The sequence below is a fragment of the Oceanirhabdus seepicola genome, from assembly GCF_023684385.1.
Classification (GTDB): Bacteria; Bacillota; Clostridia; order Clostridiales; family Clostridiaceae; genus Oceanirhabdus; species Oceanirhabdus seepicola.
This window is the reverse complement of record NZ_JAGSOJ010000004.1, coordinates 347,045-371,710: the sequence shown is the minus strand read 5'-3', so window position 1 is coordinate 371,710 and position 24,666 is coordinate 347,045. Positions and strand designations below refer to the sequence as shown.

At 29.9% G+C, this 24,666-nt stretch carries 26 protein-coding genes; 23 read left to right on the top strand and 3 right to left on the bottom strand.

The genetic code is table 11. The features are described 5' to 3' along the window. The first annotated feature begins 129 nt into the window (after window positions 1-129). The 13 genes from KDK92_RS18735 to tatC all read left to right on the top strand — a co-directional run bounded on the left by KDK92_RS18735 (window position 130) and on the right by tatC (window position 13,723). Window positions 130-849 carry an EcsC family protein gene (locus tag KDK92_RS18735; RefSeq protein WP_420852350.1) on the top strand — a complete coding sequence of 240 codons (720 nt, stop codon included), beginning with the start codon at window positions 130-132 and terminating at the stop codon, window positions 847-849. Between the two features lie 258 nt (window positions 850-1,107). After that, window positions 1,108-2,730, top strand: a complete 1,623-nt coding sequence (locus KDK92_RS18730; protein ID WP_250860920.1) for an FAD-dependent oxidoreductase — start codon at window positions 1,108-1,110, stop codon at window positions 2,728-2,730. 225 nt (window positions 2,731-2,955) lie between these two features. Continuing rightward, a complete protein-coding gene (locus KDK92_RS18725) occupies window positions 2,956-3,771 on the top strand; it encodes a polyprenyl synthetase family protein (protein ID WP_250860919.1) in 816 nt (271 codons plus the stop codon). Window positions 3,772-3,827: 56 nt separating this feature from the next. Continuing rightward, window positions 3,828-4,973 carry an isochorismate synthase gene (locus KDK92_RS18720; RefSeq protein ID WP_250860918.1) on the top strand — a complete coding sequence of 382 codons (1,146 nt, stop codon included), beginning with the start codon at window positions 3,828-3,830 and terminating at the stop codon, window positions 4,971-4,973. A 17-nt stretch (window positions 4,974-4,990) separates the two neighbouring features. After that, window positions 4,991-6,640: a 2-succinyl-5-enolpyruvyl-6-hydroxy-3-cyclohexene-1-carboxylic-acid synthase gene (gene menD, locus KDK92_RS18715; RefSeq protein ID WP_250860917.1), complete on the top strand. Its 1,650-nt coding sequence runs from the start codon at window positions 4,991-4,993 to the stop codon at window positions 6,638-6,640. Window positions 6,641-6,649: 9 nt separating this feature from the next. Continuing rightward, complete coding sequence (gene menH, locus KDK92_RS18710) at window positions 6,650-7,444, top strand: 2-succinyl-6-hydroxy-2,4-cyclohexadiene-1-carboxylate synthase (RefSeq protein WP_250860916.1); 795 nt, start codon at window positions 6,650-6,652, stop codon at window positions 7,442-7,444. Between the two features lie 43 nt (window positions 7,445-7,487). Further along, on the top strand, window positions 7,488-8,330 hold the full coding sequence (menB, locus tag KDK92_RS18705; protein WP_250860915.1) for a 1,4-dihydroxy-2-naphthoyl-CoA synthase: 843 nt from the start codon (window positions 7,488-7,490) through the stop codon (window positions 8,328-8,330). Window positions 8,331-8,361: 31 nt separating this feature from the next. Continuing rightward, complete coding sequence (gene menE / locus KDK92_RS18700) at window positions 8,362-9,699, top strand: o-succinylbenzoate--CoA ligase (RefSeq protein WP_250860914.1); 1,338 nt, start codon at window positions 8,362-8,364, stop codon at window positions 9,697-9,699. A 162-nt stretch (window positions 9,700-9,861) separates the two neighbouring features. Beyond that, window positions 9,862-10,971, top strand: a complete 1,110-nt coding sequence (gene menC, locus KDK92_RS18695; protein WP_250860913.1) for an o-succinylbenzoate synthase — start codon at window positions 9,862-9,864, stop codon at window positions 10,969-10,971. A 1-nt stretch (window position 10,972) separates the two neighbouring features. Further along, complete coding sequence (locus tag KDK92_RS18690; protein WP_250860912.1) at window positions 10,973-11,347, top strand: PaaI family thioesterase; 375 nt, start codon at window positions 10,973-10,975, stop codon at window positions 11,345-11,347. Between the two features lies 1 nt (window position 11,348). Then, window positions 11,349-12,248 carry a prenyltransferase gene (locus KDK92_RS18685; protein WP_250860911.1) on the top strand — a complete coding sequence of 300 codons (900 nt, stop codon included), beginning with the start codon at window positions 11,349-11,351 and terminating at the stop codon, window positions 12,246-12,248. 4 nt (window positions 12,249-12,252) lie between these two features. Then, window positions 12,253-12,969 carry a demethylmenaquinone methyltransferase gene (locus KDK92_RS18680; protein WP_250860910.1) on the top strand — a complete coding sequence of 239 codons (717 nt, stop codon included), beginning with the start codon at window positions 12,253-12,255 and terminating at the stop codon, window positions 12,967-12,969. Between the two features lie 19 nt (window positions 12,970-12,988). After that, complete coding sequence (gene tatC / locus KDK92_RS18675) at window positions 12,989-13,723, top strand: twin-arginine translocase subunit TatC (protein WP_250860909.1); 735 nt, start codon at window positions 12,989-12,991, stop codon at window positions 13,721-13,723. Window positions 13,724-13,914: 191 nt separating this feature from the next. Here the strand turns inward: tatC and KDK92_RS18670 are convergent, their stop codons facing one another. Further along, window positions 13,915-14,823, bottom strand: coding sequence for a helix-turn-helix domain-containing protein (locus KDK92_RS18670; RefSeq protein ID WP_250860908.1), 909 nt, complete (start codon window positions 14,821-14,823; stop codon window positions 13,915-13,917). A gap of 421 nt (window positions 14,824-15,244) precedes the next feature. Here KDK92_RS18670 and KDK92_RS18665 point away from each other — a divergent pair, with 421 nt between their 5' ends. From KDK92_RS18665 to KDK92_RS18655, 3 genes are read left to right on the top strand one after another with little or no spacing between them, the layout of a single operon-like run. Next, window positions 15,245-15,436, top strand: coding sequence for a twin-arginine translocase TatA/TatE family subunit (locus tag KDK92_RS18665; protein ID WP_250860907.1), 192 nt, complete (start codon window positions 15,245-15,247; stop codon window positions 15,434-15,436). Between the two features lie 13 nt (window positions 15,437-15,449). Next, on the top strand, window positions 15,450-17,018 hold the full coding sequence (locus KDK92_RS18660; RefSeq protein WP_250860906.1) for a reductive dehalogenase: 1,569 nt from the start codon (window positions 15,450-15,452) through the stop codon (window positions 17,016-17,018). Between the two features lie 15 nt (window positions 17,019-17,033). Continuing rightward, on the top strand, window positions 17,034-17,372 hold the full coding sequence (locus KDK92_RS18655; RefSeq protein WP_250860905.1) for a hypothetical protein: 339 nt from the start codon (window positions 17,034-17,036) through the stop codon (window positions 17,370-17,372). A 46-nt stretch (window positions 17,373-17,418) separates the two neighbouring features. Here KDK92_RS18655 and KDK92_RS18650 read toward each other — a convergent pair whose 3' ends face one another. Next, window positions 17,419-18,318 carry a helix-turn-helix domain-containing protein gene (locus KDK92_RS18650; RefSeq protein ID WP_250860904.1) on the bottom strand — a complete coding sequence of 300 codons (900 nt, stop codon included), beginning with the start codon at window positions 18,316-18,318 and terminating at the stop codon, window positions 17,419-17,421. Window positions 18,319-18,667: 349 nt separating this feature from the next. On the opposite strand from KDK92_RS18650, the gene KDK92_RS24930 reads away from it, so the two are divergent. From KDK92_RS24930 to KDK92_RS18620, 7 genes are all read left to right on the top strand, one after another. Next, entirely contained in the window at window positions 18,668-18,769 is a 102-nt protein-coding gene (locus KDK92_RS24930; RefSeq protein WP_420852347.1) for a 4Fe-4S binding protein, read from the top strand. Window positions 18,770-18,781: 12 nt separating this feature from the next. Continuing rightward, window positions 18,782-18,967, top strand: coding sequence for a twin-arginine translocase TatA/TatE family subunit (locus tag KDK92_RS18645; RefSeq protein ID WP_250860903.1), 186 nt, complete (start codon window positions 18,782-18,784; stop codon window positions 18,965-18,967). A gap of 18 nt (window positions 18,968-18,985) precedes the next feature. Then, window positions 18,986-20,542, top strand: coding sequence for a reductive dehalogenase (locus KDK92_RS18640; protein WP_250860902.1), 1,557 nt, complete (start codon window positions 18,986-18,988; stop codon window positions 20,540-20,542). A 12-nt stretch (window positions 20,543-20,554) separates the two neighbouring features. Then, window positions 20,555-20,911, top strand: coding sequence for a hypothetical protein (locus tag KDK92_RS18635; RefSeq protein WP_250860901.1), 357 nt, complete (start codon window positions 20,555-20,557; stop codon window positions 20,909-20,911). 235 nt (window positions 20,912-21,146) lie between these two features. Continuing rightward, window positions 21,147-22,364 (top strand): FMN-binding protein, encoded by a 1,218-nt coding sequence (locus tag KDK92_RS18630; RefSeq protein WP_250860900.1) that lies wholly within the window; start codon window positions 21,147-21,149, stop codon window positions 22,362-22,364. 107 nt (window positions 22,365-22,471) lie between these two features. Further along, window positions 22,472-22,663 (top strand): twin-arginine translocase TatA/TatE family subunit, encoded by a 192-nt coding sequence (gene tatA, locus KDK92_RS18625; RefSeq protein ID WP_250860899.1) that lies wholly within the window; start codon window positions 22,472-22,474, stop codon window positions 22,661-22,663. Between the two features lie 32 nt (window positions 22,664-22,695). Continuing rightward, window positions 22,696-23,583: a trigger factor gene (locus tag KDK92_RS18620; RefSeq protein ID WP_250860898.1), complete on the top strand. Its 888-nt coding sequence runs from the start codon at window positions 22,696-22,698 to the stop codon at window positions 23,581-23,583. A gap of 56 nt (window positions 23,584-23,639) precedes the next feature. Here the strand turns inward: KDK92_RS18620 and KDK92_RS18615 are convergent, their stop codons facing one another. Beyond that, window positions 23,640-24,551: a DMT family transporter gene (locus tag KDK92_RS18615; protein WP_250860897.1), complete on the bottom strand. Its 912-nt coding sequence runs from the start codon at window positions 24,549-24,551 to the stop codon at window positions 23,640-23,642. Window positions 24,552-24,666: the final 115 nt, after the last annotated feature.

Below are 24,666 nucleotides of genomic sequence, written 5' to 3'. Positions count from 1 at the left end.
CTTATTTTCAATGTTATTTTATCCTTATACAAGTAATTTAATAATTTAATTATGTGATAGTAGTTTTTTTTATTAGAGTAAATTGTATTTTAAGCATATAATAAATATAAGTTATAGGAGGTGATTTCTATTCATTGGTATAATGAATTGGCGCAATATGAATTAAATAAATGGAAGAAAAAAATGAGAAAAAAACCTTCAATAGGTGAAAATGTTTCAAAGGATATTCAAAATAAATTTAATGGTATCTTACCTGAAAAATATCATGAAATTGTAACTGCGGCTGTAAAAAACATGACTAAAGCAGTTTTATTTGGCTCAAAATATATTACTAAGTCACCGTATAAATATAAGACCCTTCAAGAAAGAGAAGAATTAGTACAACAAAAAACTAAAATATATAAAACTACAGCTATGGTAGAAGGTGCAGGAACAGGTTTTGGTGGAATAATATTAGGGCTTACAGATTTACCTTTACTTATGAGTATTAAAATTAAATTTCTTTATGATATTGCTGCTATATATGGATTTGATGTTAATGATTATAAAGAAAGAATTTATGTATTAAATATATTTCAACTTGCTTTTTCTAGTAAGAGAAATGTTAATAAGGTATTTGCTAAAATGGAAAATTGGGAAGCGTATTTAAAAACATTACCCGAGGATATTGATTCTTTTGACTGGAGAAAATTTCAATTAGAGTATAGAGATTATATTGATTTGGCTAAACTTTTACAAATGCTTCCCGGGATAGGTGCTCTTGTAGGAGCATATGTTAATTCTAAGCTTATAGAAAAGCTTAGTGAAACGGCTATAGGGGCTTATCGTATGAGATTGATAGAAGAATAAATTTAAGTTGCATGATAAACTATTAAAATATCGTTTATTATAAAGAAAGAAGATTTTCTTACTAAAAGAAAATCTTCTTTTTTGTATATAAACTCAAAACTGTATGTAATGACAATAGGTAGTTCGTTGTGACAATAGTCAAGAAACCTTTGAAAGGTAATTTTCTTCTGATAAGATTACAGCTAGAGTAAAGTATAATATGTTCAATTATTTTGAAATTGGTTTGTTTTAAAAGATTTTATGTTGAGGAGTGAGTAGATGAATAAGAAGAAGAAAATTGTGCTCCTTGGTGGTGGATATGGTGGTTTATTAACAGCTAAAAAGCTAGCTAATAAATTCAAAAATGATAGTAATGTAGAAATTACTCTTATTGATAAAAATCCATACCACACTATGCGTACAGAACTTCATGAGGTTGTGGCTGAAAGAGTTTCAGAGGAGTCTATCAGAATTGATCTAAAGAAAATATTTGCAGGCAGAAAAGTAAATGTTGTATTAGATCACATAAAGAACATCGATTTTGATAAGAAAGTATTAAAATCAGAAAATAAGAAATATGATTATGATTACTTAGTAGTTGGTACAGGATCAAGACCTACGTTCTTTGGAATTCCAGGGGTAGAGGAATACACTAAGAAATTATGGGAATATGATGATGCTGTTAATTTGAAAGCACATATCCTTCATATGTTTAGAGAAGCAATAAAGGAAACAGACAAAGAGAAGAGAAGGAAAATGCTTACATTTGTTGTTGTAGGTGGTGGATTTACTGGTATTGAATTGGTTGGTGAATTAGGAGAATACAAAGAGAGACTTTGTAAGAAATTCTGCATAGACAAGGAAGAAGTTAAGCTATATGTTGTAGATGCAATGCCTAAGATTCTACCAATTTTATCTGATAATTTAATTAAGAAGGCTGAAAAGCGACTTGAAAAATTGGAAGTTGAAATCATTACAGGAGCAAAAATCACTGAGGTTTCAAAGGAATCTGTTACATTAGGAGATAAAGGAACTATTGAATCAAACACAATAGTTTGGGCTGCTGGAGTTGAAGGTTCTGAACTGATGGGTAATGTGGATGTTCAACAAAATGGAAGAAAAAGAATAGTAACTAATGACAAGCTTCAATCAGTGGATCACGAAAATGTTTATGTTGTAGGAGATAATATATTCTATATCGTAGAGGGACAAGAAAGACCAGTACCCCAAATGGTTGAGAACGCAGAGCATTCTGCACCACTTGTTGCTAATAATATTTATGCTGATATAAAAGGTAAGGAAAAGAAATCTTATAAACCAACATTCCACGGATGTATGGTATGTATAGGTGGACAATACGGAGTTGCTACTGTTGGGTTCCCTGGAAAAATGGTCGGAGTTACAGGATTCATGGCTATGTTTATAAAGCATTTTATTAACTTAGTATACTTTTTACAGGTAGCAGGAATTAGTAAGTGTTGTTCATATATATCACATGAAATATTCCATGTAAAGGATAACAGAAGTTTAATTGGTGGGCACTTAACTAAGTCTTATCAAAAGTTTTGGTTAGTACCTTTAAGAATATTTATAGGGCACCAATGGTTACAACATGGGCTTAATAATCCAGCTGGTATTGCAACAGGAGAAGTAGTTATTGGTTTATTGTTAATTACAGGATTATTTACTAGCCTTTCAGCGGTTACATCTATTGTTATGGCAATAATGCTTTGTATTTCAGGGGGATTCTCTTCAGAGATATTATGGTATGTAATTGGTGCTGTAGCTTTAATGGGTGGAGCAGGAAAGAGTTTAGGATTAGATTATTATGTATTACCTAGTCTAAAGAAAACATGGAATAATATCGGTTTCGTGAAGAAGAATTACTTAGATATTGATTAATTAATAATTAAAACCACAAACCACATTTTAGATAATATAAATTTTAATGCCTCTGTTAGATTTTTATTTAACAGGGCATTATTTTTATAACTACCTATTATTACAATGGTCGACTCGATGTGACAATAGTCAAGAAACATTGATAATAAGCAGTATAATAGATAAAATTTAAATGACAAATAAATAACAAATACATTATTAAGATAAAAAATCAACTAAAAAAATATGAAAGTGTGGGATAGTAGATTGAAATTGAATGATATTTATAAACCAATCGACCCAAAAATAACGAAGCTCAAATATGAACTAAATAATCTTGCAATTAATGCTGGGGTTCCTGATGTTAGTGAATTATTCGAATATTTCTTTAAAAATTCTGGGAAACATCTTCGCCCAGCATTAACATTTTTATCTGCTGGAGCAGTTAAAAATGGACAAGTAGATATGGAAGAGAATGATGTAATACAGTTAGCATTGGCATTTGAACTATTACACAGTGCAAGTTTAGTACATGATGACATAATAGATGAAGATATGACTAGACGAGGACAGAAAACACTAAATAATACATTTGGTAATAAATTAGCGGTATTAGCAGGAGATACTTTATTTGCTTATGCATATTCTATAGTTTCTAATTTGTTTCCAGTAAAATACTCACAAGACATTGCATCACTTAGTTACAAAATGTGTGTGGCTGAGATTGAGCAAGCTAAGGGAAATATTGACCGTGAAAAATATTTCAGAATTATTGAGGGTAAAACTGCTTTATTTATGAGTATATGTTGTAAATTGGGAGCAATATTAGCAGGGGCTTCAGAAAATGATGTACAGAATATGGAAAGCTTTGGTTTGAATTTTGGAATGGCATATCAAATAAAGGATGATTTTGAAGATGATGATCCTGAAACACTAAAGCATGTTACTATGGATGATGCTCGTGAGTTTTCTTCAAAGGCAAAGGAAGCAATTAGCGGACTTCAGGATTCTGAATATAAGCAAAATCTATATGAACTAATGGATTATATAATGAATGTTTAACAAATGACCTAATAATTTATTTGGTCATTTGTTCTTTAGATTGGAGGTTGGTAAATTTGGAATATGGAAAGAAACAAATTAAATTAGATAATCCACTTTCATTCTGGAATCATTTTAAAAATGAAGAACGTTTTTTATTTTATAACCCATTAAAAAAAGAGTTCATTATGGGGGCTAAACACTTAAAAACTATCTCAAGTAAAGAAGAGTTAAAGAAATGTTTATATGCCTTTTCATCTAGGACATTTTTTAATTTAATCAAAGATAAAAAATGGTCGGGACTTGGTAATGAAACTATTGCATTTGAATATTATTTTGTTGAAAAGGATGGAGAGCAAACACTATATTACTTTAAAGATTCAGTTGAAATTGAAAATATACAGATTAAAATTTCCAAACATTCTTATAAATACTCAAATGATGACTATGAAGATTGGAAACAATTATTTTCTGCTGTAGATAAAGGAATATCAACAAAAAAAGTAAATAAAGTTGTTATTTCTAGAGAAGTTAAAATACAATGTGATACTTGTGTAAATGTAGAAAGTGTACTTCAAAATCTTATGGAGAAAAATCCTAATAGTTTTATATTTGCCTATTATAAGAATGGAAAGACTTTTTTAGGTGCAACACCTGAAGTATTGCTTCAAAAAGAGAAAAATAATATTTTAAGTTATGCTCTAGCAGGTACAATTTCTCGTAGTGAGAAAGATGATGAATTACGAAAAGAAATACTGTTGAATGATTCAAAAAATGTTCATGAACATAAAATAGTTATTGATTCAATAGTTAATACTATGAAGGAATATACAAATGAAATTATGGTAGATAAGACAGGAATTTTAACACTTAAAAATCTACATCATCTACACACAAATATTTATGCAAAGGATAAAAAAAGTACATTATTGGAATGGGTGAAACGACTACATCCAACCCCTGCATTAGGAGGATATCCTGCTAATACTGCTTTAGAATTGATTAAGAAATATGAAAAACATGAGAGAGGACTATATGCTTCTCCAATTGGGATTGTAGATGGAAATGGATATGGGATATTTGTAGTGGGTATACGATCTGCACTTATTGATGGAAATGAAGTTTTTGCTTATACAGGTTGTGGTGTGGTAGATAAATCAGATTGTAAAGATGAATATATTGAAACTAAAAATAAATTAAAAACAATTGTAGAAAGTCTATAGATAAGAGGAAAAAATCAATGACAAACTATTTTACTGCTTTAGTTGATGAATTATATCAATTAGGTGTTCGTGAAGTTGTAATTAGCCCAGGTTCCCGTTCAACACCTCTGGCTTTGTTATTTTGTGAACATGATTTTAAAACTTATATAAATATTGATGAGAGATCAGCGGGTTTCTTCGCACTTGGTATTGCAAAAGAAAATGAAAGGGCTGTTGTATTACTTTGCACTTCAGGCTCTGCAGTTACAAATTATTTTCCTGCAATTGTTGAAGCTAAATATTCAAGAGTACCATTAATTATTTTAAGTGCAGACCGACCTCATGAACTTCGGAGTATTGGAGCACCACAGACAATCGATCAAAATAAAATATTTCATGACTATACAAAATATTATGAAGAGTTAGCGCTACCAGAAGAAAGAGATAATATGTATAGATATGTGCGTAGTGTCATGCAAAAAGCGTATTGTAGTTCTATGTTAAAACCTTATGGTGTGGTTCATATTAATGTACCAATTAGAGAACCATTAATACCAGATTTGGAGCAATTAGATTTTATTGTAGGTCTTGAAAAAGATAAATTTGAATTTATAAATGGCAATGTACAGTCCACGGTTGACAGTTCAATATTTAAAGATAAAAAAGGGATCATAATTTGTGGTGGAGATGCTTACTCAAACTATTACGAAGAAGTATTGGAGTTGGGAGAACGGTTAAAAGTACCAGTATTAGCTGATCCAATTTCAAATCTAAGAAATTATTCAAGGGATATAATTATTGATAGTTATGATGCATTTCTAAAAAATAATGACATTAAGAAAGAGTTAAAGCCCGAATTTATTATTCACTTTGGACAAGTTCCTTTATCAAAGAGAATACAGCAGTTTTTGTCAATGCATAAAGATGTTTTATATATACAAGTAGATGAAATATTTGAATATAGAAATTCTGCAATATCCACGAAAAAATTTATAATTTCATCTCCAAAATGGTTTGCAAAGTCTATTTTTATACAAAATACTAACACAGAATATTTGAATAAGTGGGTACATTATCAAAAGAAAATGCGTAAACAATTAAATGAAGTTAAAGATGAGAAGAACTTGTTCGAAGGCAAATTGATTCAGAAGGTACAGAACATGCTGCCAGGAGAAAGTCGTGTAGTTGTATCAAATAGTATGTCAATTCGTTATGTGGATTACTTTTTTGAAGCACGAAATCAAAATATCAAGTTGTTATGTAACAGAGGAGCAAATGGAATTGAGGGTATAGTTTCAACAGCATTAGGGGTGGCATCATCTAATAAGCCAACAGTTTTGGTAACTGGTGATTTATCATTTTACCATGATTTAAACGGATTGTTAGTTGGAAAAACACATAATTTAAATTTAATTATACTGTTATTAAACAATGATGGGGGAGGAATCTTCAGGAATTTACCACAAAGTAGGGAAAAACACTTTGAATATTTATTCTTAACCCCGCATGGCATAAATTTTCAAGGGATAAAAACCTTGTATGACTTAAAGTACTATGAAGTTCAGGATTATGAGTCATTTGAAAATGTTTTTAATGAAGCATTAAATTTAAAAGGAATAAAGCTAATTGAAGTAAAAACTGATTCACAGTTAAGCAAAGAGTTACATGATAAATATACAAAATTATAGGATGTCATTATGTTTATAGAAATTGAAAATATTAAATATCATATTCATATAAAAGGAGAAGGAAAGCCAATTATTTGTCTCCATGGGTTTTCTGAAAATCTAAATACATGGAAGTTACTTGAATTAAAAGGATATAAACTGATTTTGATAGACCTTATTGGGCATGGGAATAGTGATAAGCCGTATTCCAGTGAATATTATGATTTGAAAGTAATGATAAAGCATTTTAATAAGCTTATTCAAGAATTAGGCTTTGAAAAATATTCAATGGTAGGCTATTCCATGGGTGGGCGGATAGCATTAGCCTATGCATTATCTTACCAAAATGAAATTACTCAACTGATTTTAGAAAGTTCATCATATGGTGAATGTGATTTCAGAAATCGATTAAAGCGGAGAAATAAAGATTTTGAATTAGCCAAGAGTATAAGAGAAAAAGGAATAGAGTGGTTTAATGACTTTTGGTCCAATTTAAGTATTTTTGAATCACAAAAAAATTTACCTGAAAATATTAAGAATGATATAAGTAAAAGAAGGCTATCCAATGAAACACATGCACTTTCAAATACACTGTTATATACAGGGCAAGGAAGTTTTCCTTGTTTAAAAGACGAAATAGTAAATTTAACTATGCCAGTATTATTTATCAGTGGAGAATATGATAAAAAATACAAAGAGATGGGCAATGAGTTTCAAAAGTTAAATTTTAATGTAAAACATAAAACAATATGTGGTGTAGGACATAACACACATATAGAAAATCCTGATAAGTTTAATAAAATGTTAAGTGAATTCTTATTATAAAGTAGGTATTATAAAATCTTATAGAATAAAAGGAGTGTTAAATATGAGTAAGTTTTCTTGGGAAAAGCTAGATCGTAATTATGAAGATATAACATATGAAACATATGATGGAATTGGAAAGATTACAATTAATCGACCGGAAGTGCGTAATGCATTCCGTCCGAGAACAGTAATGGAATTAATAGATGCTTTCACAATAGCTCGTGAAGATGAAAGAGTAGGAGTAATTGTTTTAACAGGTGCAAATCATGGACAAGGTCAAGATAAAGAAGCATTTTGTTCAGGTGGAGATCAGAAGGTACGTGGACATGGAGGGTATGTAGGTGAAGACCAGATTCCACGTTTAAATGTATTAGATTTACAGCGTTTAATTCGTGTTACTCCTAAACCAGTTATAGCAATGGTTAATGGATTTGCAATTGGGGGAGGACATGTACTTCACATAGTATGTGATTTAACAATCGCTTCTGAAAATGCAATATTTGGACAAACAGGACCAAAGGTAGGTTCTTTTGATGCTGGATATGGTGCAGGATATTTAGCACGTATTATTGGTCATAAGAAAGCACGTGAAATTTGGTATTTGTGTCGTCAATATACTGCAAAAGAAGCCCTTGATATGGGATTAGTAAATACAGTGGTACCATTTGAAAAATTAGAAGAAGAAACAGTGAAATGGGCTCAAGAAATTTTACAGCATTCACCTACGGCACTTCGTTTCTTAAAAGCTTCATTTAATGCAGATACAGATGGATTAGCTGGATTACAGCAATTAGCTGGAGATGCAACATTATTATATTATACAACTGAGGAAGCAAAAGAAGGAAGAGATGCATTTAAAGAAAAAAGAAAACCTAACTTTGGGAAGTTCCCTAAATATCCATAAAAAATAATGTTTTATATTAAAAGGTGATTGTATGGAGTGGCTTAGAAAACATAAATTTGAAAGGCCTAATAAAAAATTTATTAATGATATGACTTTTAGAGAAGTTTATCAGCGTGTAATAGAATTAGCTAGAAAACTTTCTTCATATGTAAAGAATGAGACCAGGGTTGCTATTTATTCAAACAACTCTGTTCATATGGCATTGTTCTTTTTAGCACTTCAAGCTTTAGGAAAAGAAGTGCTAATGTTGAATATACGACTATCAGATGAGGAGATAAGAAAGCAATTAATAGCATTAAAAATTAATTGTGTATTTTCTTATGATAATAAATTTATATCTTTCAGTGAAGTGTATGAGAGTGAAGGGACACATGTAAATCTAGAGGAAGAGTTCAATGAAGAAAAAGTGGCGGTTATTATGAACACAAGTGCTACAACAGGGGAATTTAAATCTGTACCTATTAGATGGAAACAATTTCACTCTCATGTTAAAGCATCTCAAAAAAGTTTGGGTGTAACAGATGAAGATAATTGGCTTGTTGTGTTACCTATGTTTCATATTGGTGGATTAGCTATACTAATAAGAAGTTTATACAATGGAACACAGATTACAATAGTAGAAAAATTCCATGAAGAAGAAGTACTAAAACTACTAGAAAGCTGTAAAATCAATATGATATCAGTTGTACCAACAATGTTAAATAGAATTGTTAATAGAATTGAGAATCATAATTTACGTGTTGTATTAGTGGGTGGTGAATTTATTCCCAAACCTTTGGTTAAAAAAAGTATAGAAAAAGATATTCCTATATATAAAACTTATGGAATGACAGAGACAACCAGTCAGTCAACAACTTTTTCAGTATTGAATTATCCAAATAAAATTGAGTCAGTAGGGTTGCCACTTCATGGAGTAGATATTCTAATTAAAGAGGCAGATGAAAATGGTATAGGTGAAGTTTTAATTAAAAGTCCAATGTTGATGGATAGCTATATTGGAAAAGAGAAAATAGTAGGTTGTTTTAATACTCAGGATGTAGGGTATCTTGATGAAGAGGGATTTTTATATATACTAGACCGCCGCAAGAACATAATTATATCTGGTGGGGAAAATATTTATCCAAAAGAGATTGAGAATATTTTATATGCTCATCCCAAAATAAATGAATGTGCAGTTGTTGGAAAGAAAGATGATAAGTGGGGACAAGTTCCTGTGCTTTATGTTGTTTCTTCTTTAAATGAAGAAGAAATAATAAAATATCTCTCAGATAAATTAGCAAAATATAAACTTCCGAAAAAAATTATTTATCTAGAGAGTCTTCCAAAGAATACATCAGGCAAAATATTAAAAAAAAATCTAGGCATGTGAAAATAAATAACAAGTCAAAGATGCGAAGTATATTTTGGAAAATAGGTCGAGTTGGACTGATAGTGGTTCTCTCAGTGGGTTCCGAGGATGAAGTAGTTTGCAAAATAGACGAGTATACTGAATTGTTATTTATTTGAACTTGCCGTAATAGAGGTATATTAAATGAGAATTGAAAAAATAGAACTTTTTCATATTAAAATGCCCTTGAAGTTTACCTTCAAATCATCACAAACTACTTTAAAGCATCGAGAGACAATTATTATAAAAGCAATTGATGAACTAGGTAATATAGGATATGGTGAAGTAGTTGCATTTAATGAACCATTTTATACAGATGAAACACTGACGTATTCTAAAGATATATTAAAAAATGTTTATATTCCAAATGTAATTAATAAGGATATGGAACATCCATTTCACATACATCTTTGGAGCGATCCCATTTATCCTATGGCACTTGCAGGTTTAGAAAATGCTCTTGTGGATTTATATGCTAGAAGACAAAAAAAATCAATTATGGATGTTGTTTTTAATGAAGAGACTAATGATAGCATATATGGTGGAATTGCATTAGGAGATTTGGATGTTGAAAGCCTTATCGAACAAATCAATCTTTATATAAAACATGGTTATAAACGTTTTAAAATAAAGATTAAACCGGAAGATGGATTAAATAAGTTAAGGGCTATCAGAGAAAAATTCCCTCATATTCAACTATTAGCAGATGCCAATAGAAGTTTTAAGAATGGTCAAATACCAATGTTGAAAAAAATTGATGAACTCAATTTACTTTGTATAGAAGAACCTTTATATTCAGGAGATTTTCAAGCATATAAGAAACTTCAAGAAGAAATGAAAACTCCTATATGTTTGGATGAGAGTATACAAACTATTGAGGATTTAAATACAGCAATTAAGTTAAAGGTTTTAAAAGTAGTAAACATAAAAGTCGGACGTGTTGGTGGCTTGTATTATGCAAGGGAAATGATAAAACTATGTAGAAAAAACAATATTGAATATTGGATTGGAAGTATGCTTGAAAGTGGTATATCAAAAATGCTACATGTTCATTTAGCAAGCCTCAAAGATACTTATATACCTGGAGATTTATCACCATCAAAGCGTTACTTTGAAAAAGATCTTATAACACCAGAAATTACCGCTGAAAATGGAATTATTATTGTACCAGAAGGGTATGGGTTAGGTGTAGAAATTGATGAGGATACAATAAAGGATTATACAATTGATTATAAGATAATAGGTGGTGAATAGAATGAACTTAATTGAAAGCTTAAATATTGAATATATTAAGGTAAATAATAATCAGCTTGAAGCTAAAATGAAATTAACAAAATTTCACGACAACACCTATGGTTACTTAAATGGAGGAGCAACAATAGCTTTTGGAGAAACTATTGCAGGATATGCTTCAATTCAAATAATAAACGATGATGAATTAGCAGTAGGTCAAAGTGTTACAGCAAATCATATGAAACCAAAAAAAATCGAAGGAAATATTATAGCAAGAGGAAAGCTTATGCATAAGGGAAGGATGTCACATGTTTGGAATATTGAAATGATTGATGAAAACAATGTATTGATATCATATGTGACTGTTTCAAATGCAATTATAAAGGGAGTGAGATAACATGAGTATTAGGTCTATAATCAAACTTATGGATATAAAAACTCTTGTTGCAGGAGTTATTCCAGTATTATTAGGGTCAATTTATTCATGGTATGCCTATGGACAGTGTAATGTTGTTTATCTTGTATTATTAATGATTGCCATGATACTGATTCAAAGTGGTACTAATATGACAAATGATTATTTTGATTTTAAGCGTGGCGCAGATGGTGAAGATAAAGTTGATGAAAAAGCACTTGTAAGTGGCGAGATTACACCAAAACAGGTTTTATTTATTATAATCTTATTTGAATTTATAGCTTTAATGATTGGGATTTTTGTTGGAAGCCAAACAAGCTATTATATTTTACTAGTAGGTATTACCGGAGGAATTATAGCGATTTTATATGCATCTGGACCATTACCTATTTCTTATACTCCAATAGGCGAAATTGTATCTGGAGTAACCATGGGTATTGGTATTACAACAACGGTAATTTATATTCAATCAGGCATTTTCGATTTAAGTACAGTGTTAGTGGCGATTCCTACTACTTTATATATAGGAACTATTTTACTTTCTAATAATTTGAGTGATTTAGAAGGGGACAGAGAGGCAGGTAGAAAAACATTACCTATACTAATAGGAAGAAGAAATGCTGAGAAACTGTGGATTTTTAGTGTGATACTGATACTTATTTTAACAGTTGTATTATTGTTGATAGGTATTTATCCAATACTTGTTTGTGCTACTGTTCTTTTAATATTTCCTTATAATTCTATAACTATTTTTTTATCATATGAGAAGAGTGTTCATACAAAAGGTAGAACTATGGGGCTTATAGGTAAGGTAGGATTAAAGTATCACTTAGCTGTAATTATTGGTTTATTAATATCAATCATTTTTAAGGTAGGTATATAATAATATGACGAAGAAACAGTTTAATAAAGAAGGAAAAGTATACGAGGTATTTCAGACTATATCAAATGATTATGATAAATTAAATAATATTATTAGTTTTAACATGCACAAGATATGGAAGAAAAATACAATAAAATACCTTAACATAGGAGATGACTCTAAGATATTGGATGTGTGTTGTGGCACAGGTGATTTTAGCATTATGTTATCAAAGGAACCTAATGCAAGAATATCAGTTATTGGGTTGGATTTTTCAGAGAATATGTTATCTGTAGCAGAATATAAAAAGGAAATACGTATGTTAGATAATGTTGAATTTGTACATGGAAATGCTATGGAGTTACCTTTTGAAGCTAATACATTTAACAATGTAACCATAGGATTTGGATTAAGAAATACTCCAGATTATGAACAGGTTATTAGTGAAATGATGCGTGTTGTAAAGCCAGGAGGGAAAGTTGTATGTTTAGATACATCTCATCCTACAATACCAGTTTATAAACAGCTATACTGGTTATATTTCAAATATATTATGCCAACAATGGGGCAATTATTTTCAAAACATAAAAAAGAATATCAATGGCTAAATGATTCTACTGAAAAATTCTTAAGTAAAGGAGAATTAAAAAGCTTATTTAAAAAAGTAGGGTTTGCCCATGTGAAAGTAAAATCTTATGCAGGAGGCGCTGCAGCTTTACACATAGGGGTAAAGCCACAATAATCAAAAGTAGGTGAACAATATGAAACAGCATGATGAAAAATTTATGGATCATTTAAAAGAGTTGCGAAAACGATTTATAAGAGTACTAATAGTTTTTATTATTGTATTAGCGGCTGCTTTTATGTTCGTTCCACAAATTCTTGATTTTATAACCTTAACATCTAAAGTGGTAGATGTAGATTTAAATGTATTTAATATTACAGACCCTCTATTATTATCTCTTAAAGTTGCATCAATTGCAGCTTTCATTGTAGCGTTTCCATATATTATTATAGAACTATGGCTATTTATGAGACCAGCTTTAACAAAAAAAGAAAGAAGATTTGTATATAAATACATTCCAATGATATTTATTCTATTTATTTTAGGAATATCATTTTCTTATTTTGTACTTGTTCCATATTATGTTAGGTTTTCTCAGCAACTTGCAGGAAACTCTAATTTGACAATTGTTATGGGGGCTAATACTTATATTGATTTTTTAAGTAAAATGATGTTATATTTTGGACTCATATTCCAGATGCCAATGTTAGTTTTTATACTTTCTTATATTGGTATTTTAAGTTCTCAATTACTAGTTGTTATTCGAAAATATGCTTATTTTGCACTGTTAATTGTTTGTGCATTTTTAACCCCTCCTGAACCGGTATCTATGGGGATTGCATTAATTCCTTTAGCACTACTTTATGAATTCAGTATACTCTTATGTAAAGTAAATGAAAAAAAGAAGAAAAAAGCACAGTTAAATAATTAAATACACTCACAATATATTGTTTTACTCTGTTTTTTATCTTCAGAGTTTCAAACGTTGAAAAAGCCCAAGAGCAAGGAACAAGGTGAATGAGTAGCAGAGTGTACAAGTAGTGCTCGAGCATCGAAGAGAGCCTTAATGACGCCGAGAATGGGCTTTTTAAAATAGTATGGGGCTGTCTCAAAATAGAACTTCTATTTTGAGGCAGCTCCTTTTAATTTTTTTAATCTACTTTCCATAAATGTAATAAAATAATCGGTGTCAGAAATTTTACATAACTCATGCATTATTAGTGATTTATCATACCAAATTTTGAATTCATCTTCATTATTAAGATGATAGTATAATTCACCCTTTAAAAAATATAATTCTCTTAAAATAATATGAGTATTATATTTTTTACAGAAATCAATTGCATAATCAATATGTGAAAGGGCTTCATATAAATTTGAGGTGTCAATGCATGTTGAAATAAAAAACACATAAAATCTTGGTATCATAACAGGGGTATGAAGAAATTTAATATCGTCTATATATTTTTTTATAGTACTTAAATGATTATATGCTTCTTCTTTTTGGTTATTTAATAAAAGAAAAAATCCATGAAGACTCATCAGTATGAATTCAATATCAGTAGGGTTACTTTCTTCAATATAAGTAAGGTTCAATATTTTTTTTATTTCATTAATCCCGTAGTCATAATTATTATTCATGATAGCCTTGCTAGAATATTTCACCGTCTGTATTATTTGTAAATCATGAATGGAGAGAATATCAAGATTTTTTTCTTCTGCATCTATTAATTTATAAATATTAAAAAAATCATATCGTTCAGCATAAAGAAATATTTGATTTAAAACTTCTTGTACATGTAAGGCTTTAGGAGATTCAATTGCTCTAAACAGATGCTCTGGAGTAATGCCTAACTTTTGTGTTATTTGTCTCAAAATAACTGAACTCGGACAGCGGTTTCCATTTTCAATTCGAGCGATGTATGAAACAGAACATATACCCTCAGCAAGTTGAGATCTAGTCATATTTTTCTTTTCTCTAAGTGTTTTTAGGTATGGCCCAATTTCAAAATAATAATTTATTTCTTTCATAATATTCTCCTTATTCCATAGTCTAGAAAATAGATTTCTATAATTATCAATAATTCAATATATAAGTTCACAAATGTAAACGCAAAAATAGGTTCCTTAAGGATTTTTAGGGGTAAGACCTTTATTACATTATAGTATATCCACAGCTAAGAGACTATAGTCACATGGTGGGACAATAGTCCCTCTAGAGGGACTATGGTCACAATCAATTGTAAAAAAATAATTAATAACTAAAATTAAAAGAGTACTTTACTAATTTTTTAACAAATATATTTAAGCTAAATAAATAATTCACTTCTGATTTTTAAGCATATGAAGAAAATAATCATAATCAATTTTATTTCGTAATTTTTATATAAGCAATTGGCTATTTAAATACTTGAAAATATAGGGATACTAGAAGATTAGGGGAGGTGAGAGTATGTTTGGAAGATTAGGTGGAACAGAATTAATTGTTATATTAGTTGTTGGTTTTTTAATATTTGGGCCTAAGAAGTTACCTGAGATTGGAAAATCTTTTGGAGATACAATACGTGAGTTTAAAAAATCAGCAAAAGCAACAGAAGATGAAATAAAAGAAGCTGTTGAAATGGAAAGCATTAAGGAAAACTAAAGGAGGCTAATATATGAATAGACGTGAATTTTTAAAAGCTACTGGAGTAGCTGGAGTTTCAACTGCAGTAGCAGGAGCGGCTATTGCATCAAACCCTAAGAAAGTTATGGCATTGGATATTGCAAAAGAACAAGATGATTTCCCTGCTGAAGTTACAAAAGACTTCAAAGGATTTAGTTTCCAAAATTGTATGTTTATACGTGGGTTTTGGGATAATGAACCTTTTGAGGATGAATATATCCAAAAAACATATGCAAAAGAGTTTAACACTATTCCTGCTGCGCTTATAAATTATTTTGGAATACAATCTGGAGTCTTAAAGGGAAGAACACATGATCCGAACAAAATTGGGTATAGGCAAGTGGAGATTGCCTTATCAATAGCATGTGCTAGTGTTGATAAACACTTTGGGGGAGGAGGTAAGTTAGGAGCTACTGATTCTCCTATGCAAACATACTCAATTAATCCTATGACTAAAGAAAGAATGAGTGATACGCCTGTTTTTGTTCAAGGTTTGTATTCTTGGGATAATTCAAAGGTTGATAAAATGTTAAAGCAGGGTAAACAACAGTATAAATTCAAAGATGCAAAAGATGCTGCTAAGTATGTTAAGAAAGCTACTAAATTTTTAGGAGCTGATTTGGTAGGGATTGTACCATATAATGAAAGAACAAAAAGATGGACATATACTGAGTGGGCAACTCCAAAAACCAAACTTTTTACTATGCCAGATGGTAGAAAAGAATATTTATATTTTGATCCAATAAAATTACAAAAGGGTGAGTACGAAACATTTGGTGCAAACGTAGAGAAGTCAGATATCGTGAAAAAAGCAGGATTTGAACCAAAATCCATAATAGTTATGGCATTTGAAATGGATTATGATGCCTTTAAAGCTGCACCATCATATGTTGCAAATACAACAGTACAAATGAGTTATTCCACGATGGCAGAAGTAACACACAAAGTGGCTACTTTCTTAAGAGAGTTAGGTTATAAAGCTCTTCCATGTGGAAATGATACAGCTTTATCAGTTCCATTAGCAATTGAAGCAGGTCTTGGTGAAGGTAGTAGAATGGGAATGATAGTTACAGAAAAGTATGGACCTCGTGTACGTTTAGCTAAAATATATACAGATTTAGAAATACATCCAGATAAACCAAAGACATTTGGAGTAAGAGAGTTCTGTAATGTTTGTATGAAATGTGCGGATGCTTGTCCTGGAAGAGCTATTTCTTGTGAACCATCAAAAGTTCTTAAAGAAGGAATGGAATTTGATACAGGTAAAGTATCTATATCAAATATTACTGAGGTTGAAAAATGGTACTGTAATGGTGAAAGATGTTTCTCATACTGGAATTACAATGAAGCTGGATGTTCCACATGTATTGCAGTTTGTCCATACAATAAGATTGATGAGTGGCATCATGATTTATCAAAATTAATGACATTAACTCCATTTAAATCATTATTACGTTCTCTTGATGAATGGTTTGGATATGGTGGTCCTGTAGACCCAGAGGAACGTATAGAATCTAAATACTTAATAGATGCCGTTAATGATTTCTGGAACAAGATTTAAAGAGGAGGGGCATATATGCATACAATAGTTAGCTTATTTAAATGGGTATTAGGTTTACATCAATTAGCATGGTTTGTTGCTGGAGCAGTATCATTCGCTGCTATAACATATTTTTATAAGAAATTAAAAGAGGTTGGTAGATTTAACAAAGGAAGTTATACATTTGTTGTATTATCATCTTTAACAGTTGCCTTTACAATATTATGGACATATGATTCATATTTAGAGAATGAAGTTAGAGCAGCCAACATGGGAATATTGATTTTTGGCGGATTAGCAGTAGTTTTTGCAATAATTGCACATCGTTTAGCACCTAAAAAGAAGGTGAGTAAGGTTACAACTGAACATAAATAGATAATGTTATAAATAAACAATATATAAAAGCTAGCTAAATTTATTTTTAGCTAGTTTTTAGTTTTTTTAATCTGAAATTCATAAATGTAATGAAATAGTCATCATCACAACTTTTAATTAACTCATGAAGAGTAATTGATTTATTGTACCATATTTCAAACTCTTTTTCTTTTCCTAATCGATAATATAATTCAGCTTTTAGGAAATAAAATTCTCTTAAAATAATATGAGTATTATAATTTTTGCAGTAATTAATGGCATAATCAATATACGAATGAGCTTTATTTAATTTAGACATATCAAGACATGCTAATATCAAATATACATAAAATCTTGAGAATGCAACATAAGAATGAACAAATCTAATATTATCTATATATTTTTCTATATTAAGTAAGTGATTATATGCATCTTCTGATTGGTTGTTTAATAAAAGAAAAAGGCCATGAAGACTCATCAGTATGAATTCTATATCTGTAGGAGTACTTTCTTTAATATAAGTAAGTTTCAATATTTTTTTTGTTTCATTAATTCCATATTGATAATTCTTATCTAAGATAGCCTTACTGCAATGTTTTACTATTTGTATTATTTGATTATCATGAATTGAAAGAACATCAAGATTTTGTTCTTCCTTAGTAATTAATTCATACATGCTTCTATAATCATAACGTTCAACATAACGAAATATTTTATTTATGATTTCCTTTACATATAAGGAGTTTGGCGACTCTATTGCTCTAAACATATCTTCAGAAGTGATACCTAACTTATGGGTTATTTGTCTTAAAATAACTGAAGTGGGACATCGATCTCCATTTTCTATTCGTGTGATGTATGAAACAGAACAGATACCCTCAGCAAGTTCAGATCTAGTTATATTTTTCTTTTCTCTAAGATTTTTTAGGTATGGTCCAATTTCAAAATAATAATTTATTTCTTTCATAATAACCTCCTTATTCCTTAGTATAGAAAAATCATTACTACAATTAGCTACAATTAAATGCATGAATTTACAAATAAAACTCAAGAAATGGGTTCTTTAATAATTATTTTTTAATAATACCTTAATTACATTATAGTATATGTTTATCTTAGTGACTATAGTCACTTGGAGTGACAATAGTCAAAGTCAATTGTAAAAAAATTATTACAAACTAAAATTAAAAGGGGAGTTTACTAATTTTTTAACAAATTTAAATATTTATAAAACTGAACAATTAAACAATTCTACTCTTATTTTTAAATCATTATGTAGAAAAATCAATTTATATAATTAGAGCAAGTACTGGTATTTGAATAACAGGGGAAATTTATACTGCTCATGGATATGTCCATTTGGAGCAGCACAAGAAGCTATTTTAATACTACAAAATTCAGGAATATTAGAATATTAAGGAGGTGTGAGTATGTTTGGAAGATTAGGTGGTACAGAAATATTAGTTATATTAGTTGTTGGATTTTTAATATTTGGTCCTAAAAAGTTACCTGAGATTGGGAAAGCCTTTGGAGACACAATACGTGAGTTTAAAAAATCAGCAAAAGATTCAAAAGAAGATGTAAAAGAAGCTGAGGGAATAGAAGAAAGTAAATAAAACTAAGGAGGATTATATATGAATCGTCGTGAATTTTTAAAAGTTGCTGGAGTTACAACAGCAGCAACTGGGGCTGCTCTTGCAGTAAATCCTAAGAAGGTTATGGCTTCGGTGGAACTAGGTAAGCATCAAGATGATTATCCATATGAAGTTACAAAGGATTTTAAAGGATTTAGCAGTAAAAATGTAATGTTTATGCGTATGTTCTGGGATAAGAAGAGATATAAAGATGAGTATATTAATAGCACATATGATTACCATACTCCAATTGAAACTGGAATACACTTTTATGCAGGAATGAAAGGATATGTACCATTAACAGCCCATGATCCAAATAAAGAAGGATTTAGACCTGTTGATGTTGCATTATCAACTGCTGCAGACTCTGTAAATATGGATTTCGGAGGAATGAGTAAATTTACTTGTGCTAATCCAACTCTTCAAACATATCCAATTAATCCTAAGACAGGTGAAGCGATGAAGGATATGCCTGTTTTAACTCAAGGTTTGTTTACATGGGATAATTCATCAGTAGATATGAGAGTGAAACAAGGTGTAGAACCATATAAATTTAAAGATGCTAAAGATGCAGCAAAATATGTTAAGAAGGCTGCTAAATTTATGGGAGCGGATTTAGTTGGTATCGCACCTTATAATGAAAGAACAAAAAGATGGACGTATACAGAGTGGACAAATCCAAATGTTAAAGAATTTAATATGCCTGATGGGTCAAAGACATTTTCACCAGTAAACCCAATTAAATTGAAAAAAGGTGAATTTGAAACTTACGGTGTAACAACAAGAGAATCAGATTTCATGCGTGAAGCTGGCTTTGAACCTAAATCAATAATAGTTATGGCTTTTAAACAAGACTATGATGCCATGAAAACAGCACCAACAGCAGTATCAAGAGGTGCCACTAGTATGGCATATTCACAAATGGCAGAAACCGCGTATAAAGTAGCTAAATTTTTAAAAGAAATGGGTTACAAAGCAGCTCAATGTGGTAATGACACAGCTGTATCTGTCCCACTAGCAATTGAAGCTGGTTTAGGTGAAGGTAGTAGAATGGGAATGGTAGTAACAGAACAATTTGGGCCAAGCGTCCGTTTAGCTAAAGTATATACAAATTTAGAAATTCATCCAGATAAACCAAAAACATTTGGGGTTAAAGAATTCTGTGATGTTTGTATGAAATGTGCTGATGCGTGTCCTGGTAAGAGTATTTCTAAAGAGCCAATAACAGTAGTTAAAGAAGGAATGGAGTTTGACACAGGGAAAGTAGGTAAATCAAATATTTCAGGTGTTGAGAAATGGTTTGTAAATGGCGAGAGATGTTTATCATTCTGGAACTACAATGACGGTGGTTGTACTACATGTGTTGCAGTATGTCCATACAATAAAATAGATGAATGGCATCATGATCTATCAAAATTAATGACATTAACACCATTTAAACCACTGTTACGTTCATTTGATGAATGGTTCGGATACGGTGGACCAGTAGAACCAGAAGTAAGATTAGAATCAAAATATTTAAAAGACGCTGTTAATGATTTCTGGGATAAACTTTAGGGGGGCAGATATATGCATATAATAGTTAGCTTATTTAAATGGTTATTAGGTTTACATCAATTAGTATGGTTTGTTGCTGGGGCAGTATCATTCTCTGCAATAACATATTTTTATAAAAAATTAAAAGAGGTTGGTAGATTTAGCAAAGGAAGTTATACATTTGTTGTATTATCAGCTTTAACATTTGCATTTACAACATTATGGACATATGATTCATATATAGAAAATGAAGTTAGAGCAGCTAATATGGGATTACTAGTTTTTGGTGGATTAGCAGTAGTTTTTGCTATAATTGCACATCGTCTAGCGCCTAAAAAGAATGTGAGTAAGGCTGCAACTGAAAAAAATAGAAAAGGCGATAAAAACTAGCTATATTTTAGCTAGTTTTTATTTTATTCAATCTGAGCTTGTAAATATGACGAAGTGTTAATCCATAAACTTATTATTTAACATATATATATATTTTGTTCTTTCCTTTGATGACTATAGTCACGGGGTGACAATAGTCAAAAATGATTGTAAAAAAGTTTTTAATAATTAAAATTAAAAGTGTAATTAATTAAATTTTTAACAAATATATTTACTGTATTTAGTGGAGGTAGTTATGAAAAGAAAATGGACTATTCGAGAATTATATTTAGCATTTTTAGCGGTTTCATTATTCATATTTGGTGCTTATTCTATGTTTTTCAGTGGTGAATCTGAGGACTATGCATCAAAAATTTACGAAGTGAATTCTAATATTCTTAAAACTGAACAATTAAGTAATTCACCTCTTATTTATAAAGCATATGCAGAAAATGATCCCAATGAATTTTATTTTGTAGCTTTTACAGAATCAGTTGGATACCAGTCAACTATTGAAGTTATGACTATGATTAATAAAGAAGGCAATATTGAACAAGTTGAAATAATTAAACAAGGGGAAACACCTGCTTTTTATGAAAAATTAGAATCAGTTAAATTCGGAAACCGATTTAAGGGAATATCTATTTTCGAACCTGTTTATATAGATAATGCCAAAGGATATGCTGGAAGTAGTGAAGGAATCAAGACAAATAATAAAGTAGATGCTGTTGGGGGTGCAACAATTTCATCTGCTGCTATAACAAAAGCTGTAAATGATGCAACATCAGTTATTTCAAATGATTATTTTAATAAAAATGTTATAAACCCATTTTATAAATTCTCAATCGGATTGAATGAATTAGCTCTTATATTAATTTTTATCATTGCAACTTTAAGTGTTTATATAAAGTCAATTAACAAATATCGAAAGTGGATATTATTATACTCAGCAATTGTACTTGGGTTTTATCTAAATAAGTTCGTCACTTTTGGAATGATTTTTTCACTATTAGGTGGGAACTGGCCAGCATTTAACAATATATCTTGGTATTTGCTAATCATTGGAACAATTACTCTTATTTTAATCACAGGCAAAAATTTATATTGCTCATGGATATGTCCATTTGGAGCGGCACAAGAATCTATTTTTAAATTTGGTGGACTAAAACCCATTAAATTAAATTCTAAGTTAGTAAAAATATTTACATTAATACCTCCTACATTAGCATATATGGCTTTAATGATTGTATTTTATACTAATGAAATTCAAACATTAGCGTATGATCCATTTGGAGCAATTTTTAATTTAACAGCTCTACCAATTATGTGGATGAGCTTACCAATACTAATTTTTATAAGTTTATTCCAAAGTCGTTTTTATTGTACGTATTTTTGTCCAATAGGTTTATCTTTTAAACTAATAACAAAATTAAGAAATAAAGGGGTTAAATTATGGAAAAGGATAAAAAAATAACAGCTAAAGAGTTAGTATTAAGTTTTATTATCTTATTAGTAATGGTATTTCAGATTATTTTAATACTTCAAAATGCAGGGATATTACAATATTAAGGAGATGAGATCATGTTTGGTAGATTAGGTGGAACAGAATTATTTATTATATTAGTTGTTGGATTTTTAATCTTCGGTTCTAAAAAGTTACCTGAGATTGGAAAAACTTTTGGAGATACAATACGTGAGTTTAAAAAATCATCAAAAGATGATGTAAAAGAATTTGTGAAAAAAGAAGAAAGTAAAAATGCTAATGAGAATTAATTAGAAAAATATAGAGTGGGAAAGGTGGTAAAATGAAAACTAAACTTGGTCAATATAAAAAATTTGATTTTAAGCGCCCTAATGTAATTGTTAGTGATGATGAAATCAATGGTTTTTGTCTCAAAATTAGAGAACGCTATAAAATAGATGTTGAAAAAGAAGGTACGGTTGAAAAGGGTGACTATATTGTTATAGATTATAATGCATATCATGATGGGGAAAAGATTCCTGAGGTAAGTGCAAAAAATCATCATTCCAAAATTGGGGAAGGGTTCTTAATAAAAGAATTTGAAGATAGTATATTGGGTAAGAAAAAAAGTGATTTAATTGAAATTGACGTTATATTACCAGATAAAACTTCAATAAAGTATCTTCGAGGTGAGAAAGTTCATTTTGAAATAAAAATATTATCAGTTATGGAACGTGTAATTCCTACATTAACAGATGCTGTGGTTAAAAGCTTTAAAATTGAAGAAATAAACACAATAAAGGAATTAAAAGAATATGCTAAAGATAATATATATTATCAAAAAATGATGAATCAAAGTGCGAACACTATTAATGAAATAATGAGAAAAATAATGGGGAATTCACAAGTCCAGTTAAAAGATGAGGAAGTAAATTCTCTTAAAGATGAAATATTTGAAGACTTTAAAAAGCAACTTGAAAAGAGAAATACAAATTTACAAATATATTTATCTTACACAAAAAAGACTGAAGAAGAATTACTTGAACAATGTAAATTAGAAGCGGAAACTTATTTAACAGAAAAAGCTATTATAGAAAAGATAGCTGAAGAAGAGAATATTACATTTAGTAATGAGGAAAAAGAAAGATACTCAAATTATGATCAGGAAGAGTTAAATCAGAAATTGTATCAAAAAGTTGTTCTTTTTCTTTTAAAGGAAAATACTATATAAAGGAATAGTGTATTAAAAAAACTAGCTATATTTAGCTAGTTTTTAATATATTGTTTTCATGTTGTTTTCTTATCTTTAATAATGACTCTTTTTTTCTCACTAACAATAAAAATTGCCATAATGACGATTAAGATTCCCACTATTTGATATAAGGTCAGTACTTGTTTGAAAACAACCACACCAACAATGGAGGCAACTACAGGTTCAATGGTTGCTATAATAGAAGCTTTACTTGACTCAATATTTTCTAATCCCTTAGTGTATGAAATAAAAGCTAATACAGTAGGGAAGAGACCTAAAGCAATAGCATACCCATAAGCTTGTCCGTTATTAAATAAAGAAACCATATTTTTTAAATCAATCATAGGAATTAGACTAATACTTGCAACTATAAAAGAATAAACTGTAATGGTTATTGAATCATACTTTTTCATAGCTGCTTTTCCAAAGATGCTGTATAAAGCATATCCAAAACCAGATCCTATACCAAACATAAGACCTAATAACGTTATTTTGCCTCCAGTATTAGGGAAATACCCTGTGACAAATATACAACCTATAAAAGTTAATAATAATGAAAATACTTTTCTTCTAGTAATACTTTCTTTAAAAACTATACGAGATAGAATTGTTACAAAAGCTGGTGCAGTATAAAGAAGTATTGAAGCAACAGATAAAGGAATTAATTTCATCGCACTGAAATAACACCAATTGAAAAAAACTATGCTGAAGACACCAGTTCCAATAAAGTAGTAGATATCTTTCAAATTAATTTTAAGTAGATTTTTATCTGTGAAAAGAATATACACAATTAAAATTAATGATGCACTGAATACTCTTATAAACACAACTTCAAGTGTACCGAAACCAAGGTTATATAGGCCTTTAACAAAAATACTTATTATACCCCATAGCGTTGCTCCTAAAATTATTAATAAATATGATTGAGCGTTCTTTTGTATCTTCATTTCTGTCATTTCTCCTTAAGTGGATTTTTCTACAATTTCGTAATTATTCTACATTATAACAACTGAGAAGGCAATACATTTAAAGAAAGTATTATGTTTAATAGAAAATAGTTTT

Coding starts and splice junctions, on each gene's coding strand:
- KDK92_RS18730 (WP_250860920.1), top strand. CDS start 1,108: ATGAATAAGAAGAAGAAAATTGTGCTCCTTGGTGGTGGATATGGTGGT.
- KDK92_RS18725 (WP_250860919.1), top strand. CDS start 2,956: ATGAAAGTGTGGGATAGTAGATTGAAATTGAATGATATTTATAAACCA.
- menD (WP_250860917.1), top strand. CDS start 4,991: ATGACAAACTATTTTACTGCTTTAGTTGATGAATTATATCAATTAGGT.
- menH (WP_250860916.1), top strand. CDS start 6,650: ATGTTTATAGAAATTGAAAATATTAAATATCATATTCATATAAAAGGA.
- menB (WP_250860915.1), top strand. CDS start 7,488: ATGAGTAAGTTTTCTTGGGAAAAGCTAGATCGTAATTATGAAGATATA.
- menE (WP_250860914.1), top strand. CDS start 8,362: ATGGAGTGGCTTAGAAAACATAAATTTGAAAGGCCTAATAAAAAATTT.
- menC (WP_250860913.1), top strand. CDS start 9,862: ATGAGAATTGAAAAAATAGAACTTTTTCATATTAAAATGCCCTTGAAG.
- KDK92_RS18690 (WP_250860912.1), top strand. CDS start 10,973: ATGAACTTAATTGAAAGCTTAAATATTGAATATATTAAGGTAAATAAT.
- KDK92_RS18685 (WP_250860911.1), top strand. CDS start 11,349: ATGAGTATTAGGTCTATAATCAAACTTATGGATATAAAAACTCTTGTT.
- KDK92_RS18680 (WP_250860910.1), top strand. CDS start 12,253: ATGACGAAGAAACAGTTTAATAAAGAAGGAAAAGTATACGAGGTATTT.
- tatC (WP_250860909.1), top strand. CDS start 12,989: ATGAAACAGCATGATGAAAAATTTATGGATCATTTAAAAGAGTTGCGA.
- KDK92_RS18670 (WP_250860908.1), bottom strand. CDS start 14,823: ATGAAAGAAATAAATTATTATTTTGAAATTGGGCCATACCTAAAAACA.
- KDK92_RS18665 (WP_250860907.1), top strand. CDS start 15,245: ATGTTTGGAAGATTAGGTGGAACAGAATTAATTGTTATATTAGTTGTT.
- KDK92_RS18660 (WP_250860906.1), top strand. CDS start 15,450: ATGAATAGACGTGAATTTTTAAAAGCTACTGGAGTAGCTGGAGTTTCA.
- KDK92_RS18655 (WP_250860905.1), top strand. CDS start 17,034: ATGCATACAATAGTTAGCTTATTTAAATGGGTATTAGGTTTACATCAA.
- KDK92_RS18650 (WP_250860904.1), bottom strand. CDS start 18,318: ATGAAAGAAATAAATTATTATTTTGAAATTGGACCATACCTAAAAAAT.
- KDK92_RS18645 (WP_250860903.1), top strand. CDS start 18,782: ATGTTTGGAAGATTAGGTGGTACAGAAATATTAGTTATATTAGTTGTT.
- KDK92_RS18640 (WP_250860902.1), top strand. CDS start 18,986: ATGAATCGTCGTGAATTTTTAAAAGTTGCTGGAGTTACAACAGCAGCA.
- KDK92_RS18635 (WP_250860901.1), top strand. CDS start 20,555: ATGCATATAATAGTTAGCTTATTTAAATGGTTATTAGGTTTACATCAA.
- KDK92_RS18630 (WP_250860900.1), top strand. CDS start 21,147: ATGAAAAGAAAATGGACTATTCGAGAATTATATTTAGCATTTTTAGCG.
- tatA (WP_250860899.1), top strand. CDS start 22,472: ATGTTTGGTAGATTAGGTGGAACAGAATTATTTATTATATTAGTTGTT.
- KDK92_RS18620 (WP_250860898.1), top strand. CDS start 22,696: ATGAAAACTAAACTTGGTCAATATAAAAAATTTGATTTTAAGCGCCCT.
- KDK92_RS18615 (WP_250860897.1), bottom strand. CDS start 24,551: ATGAAGATACAAAAGAACGCTCAATCATATTTATTAATAATTTTAGGA.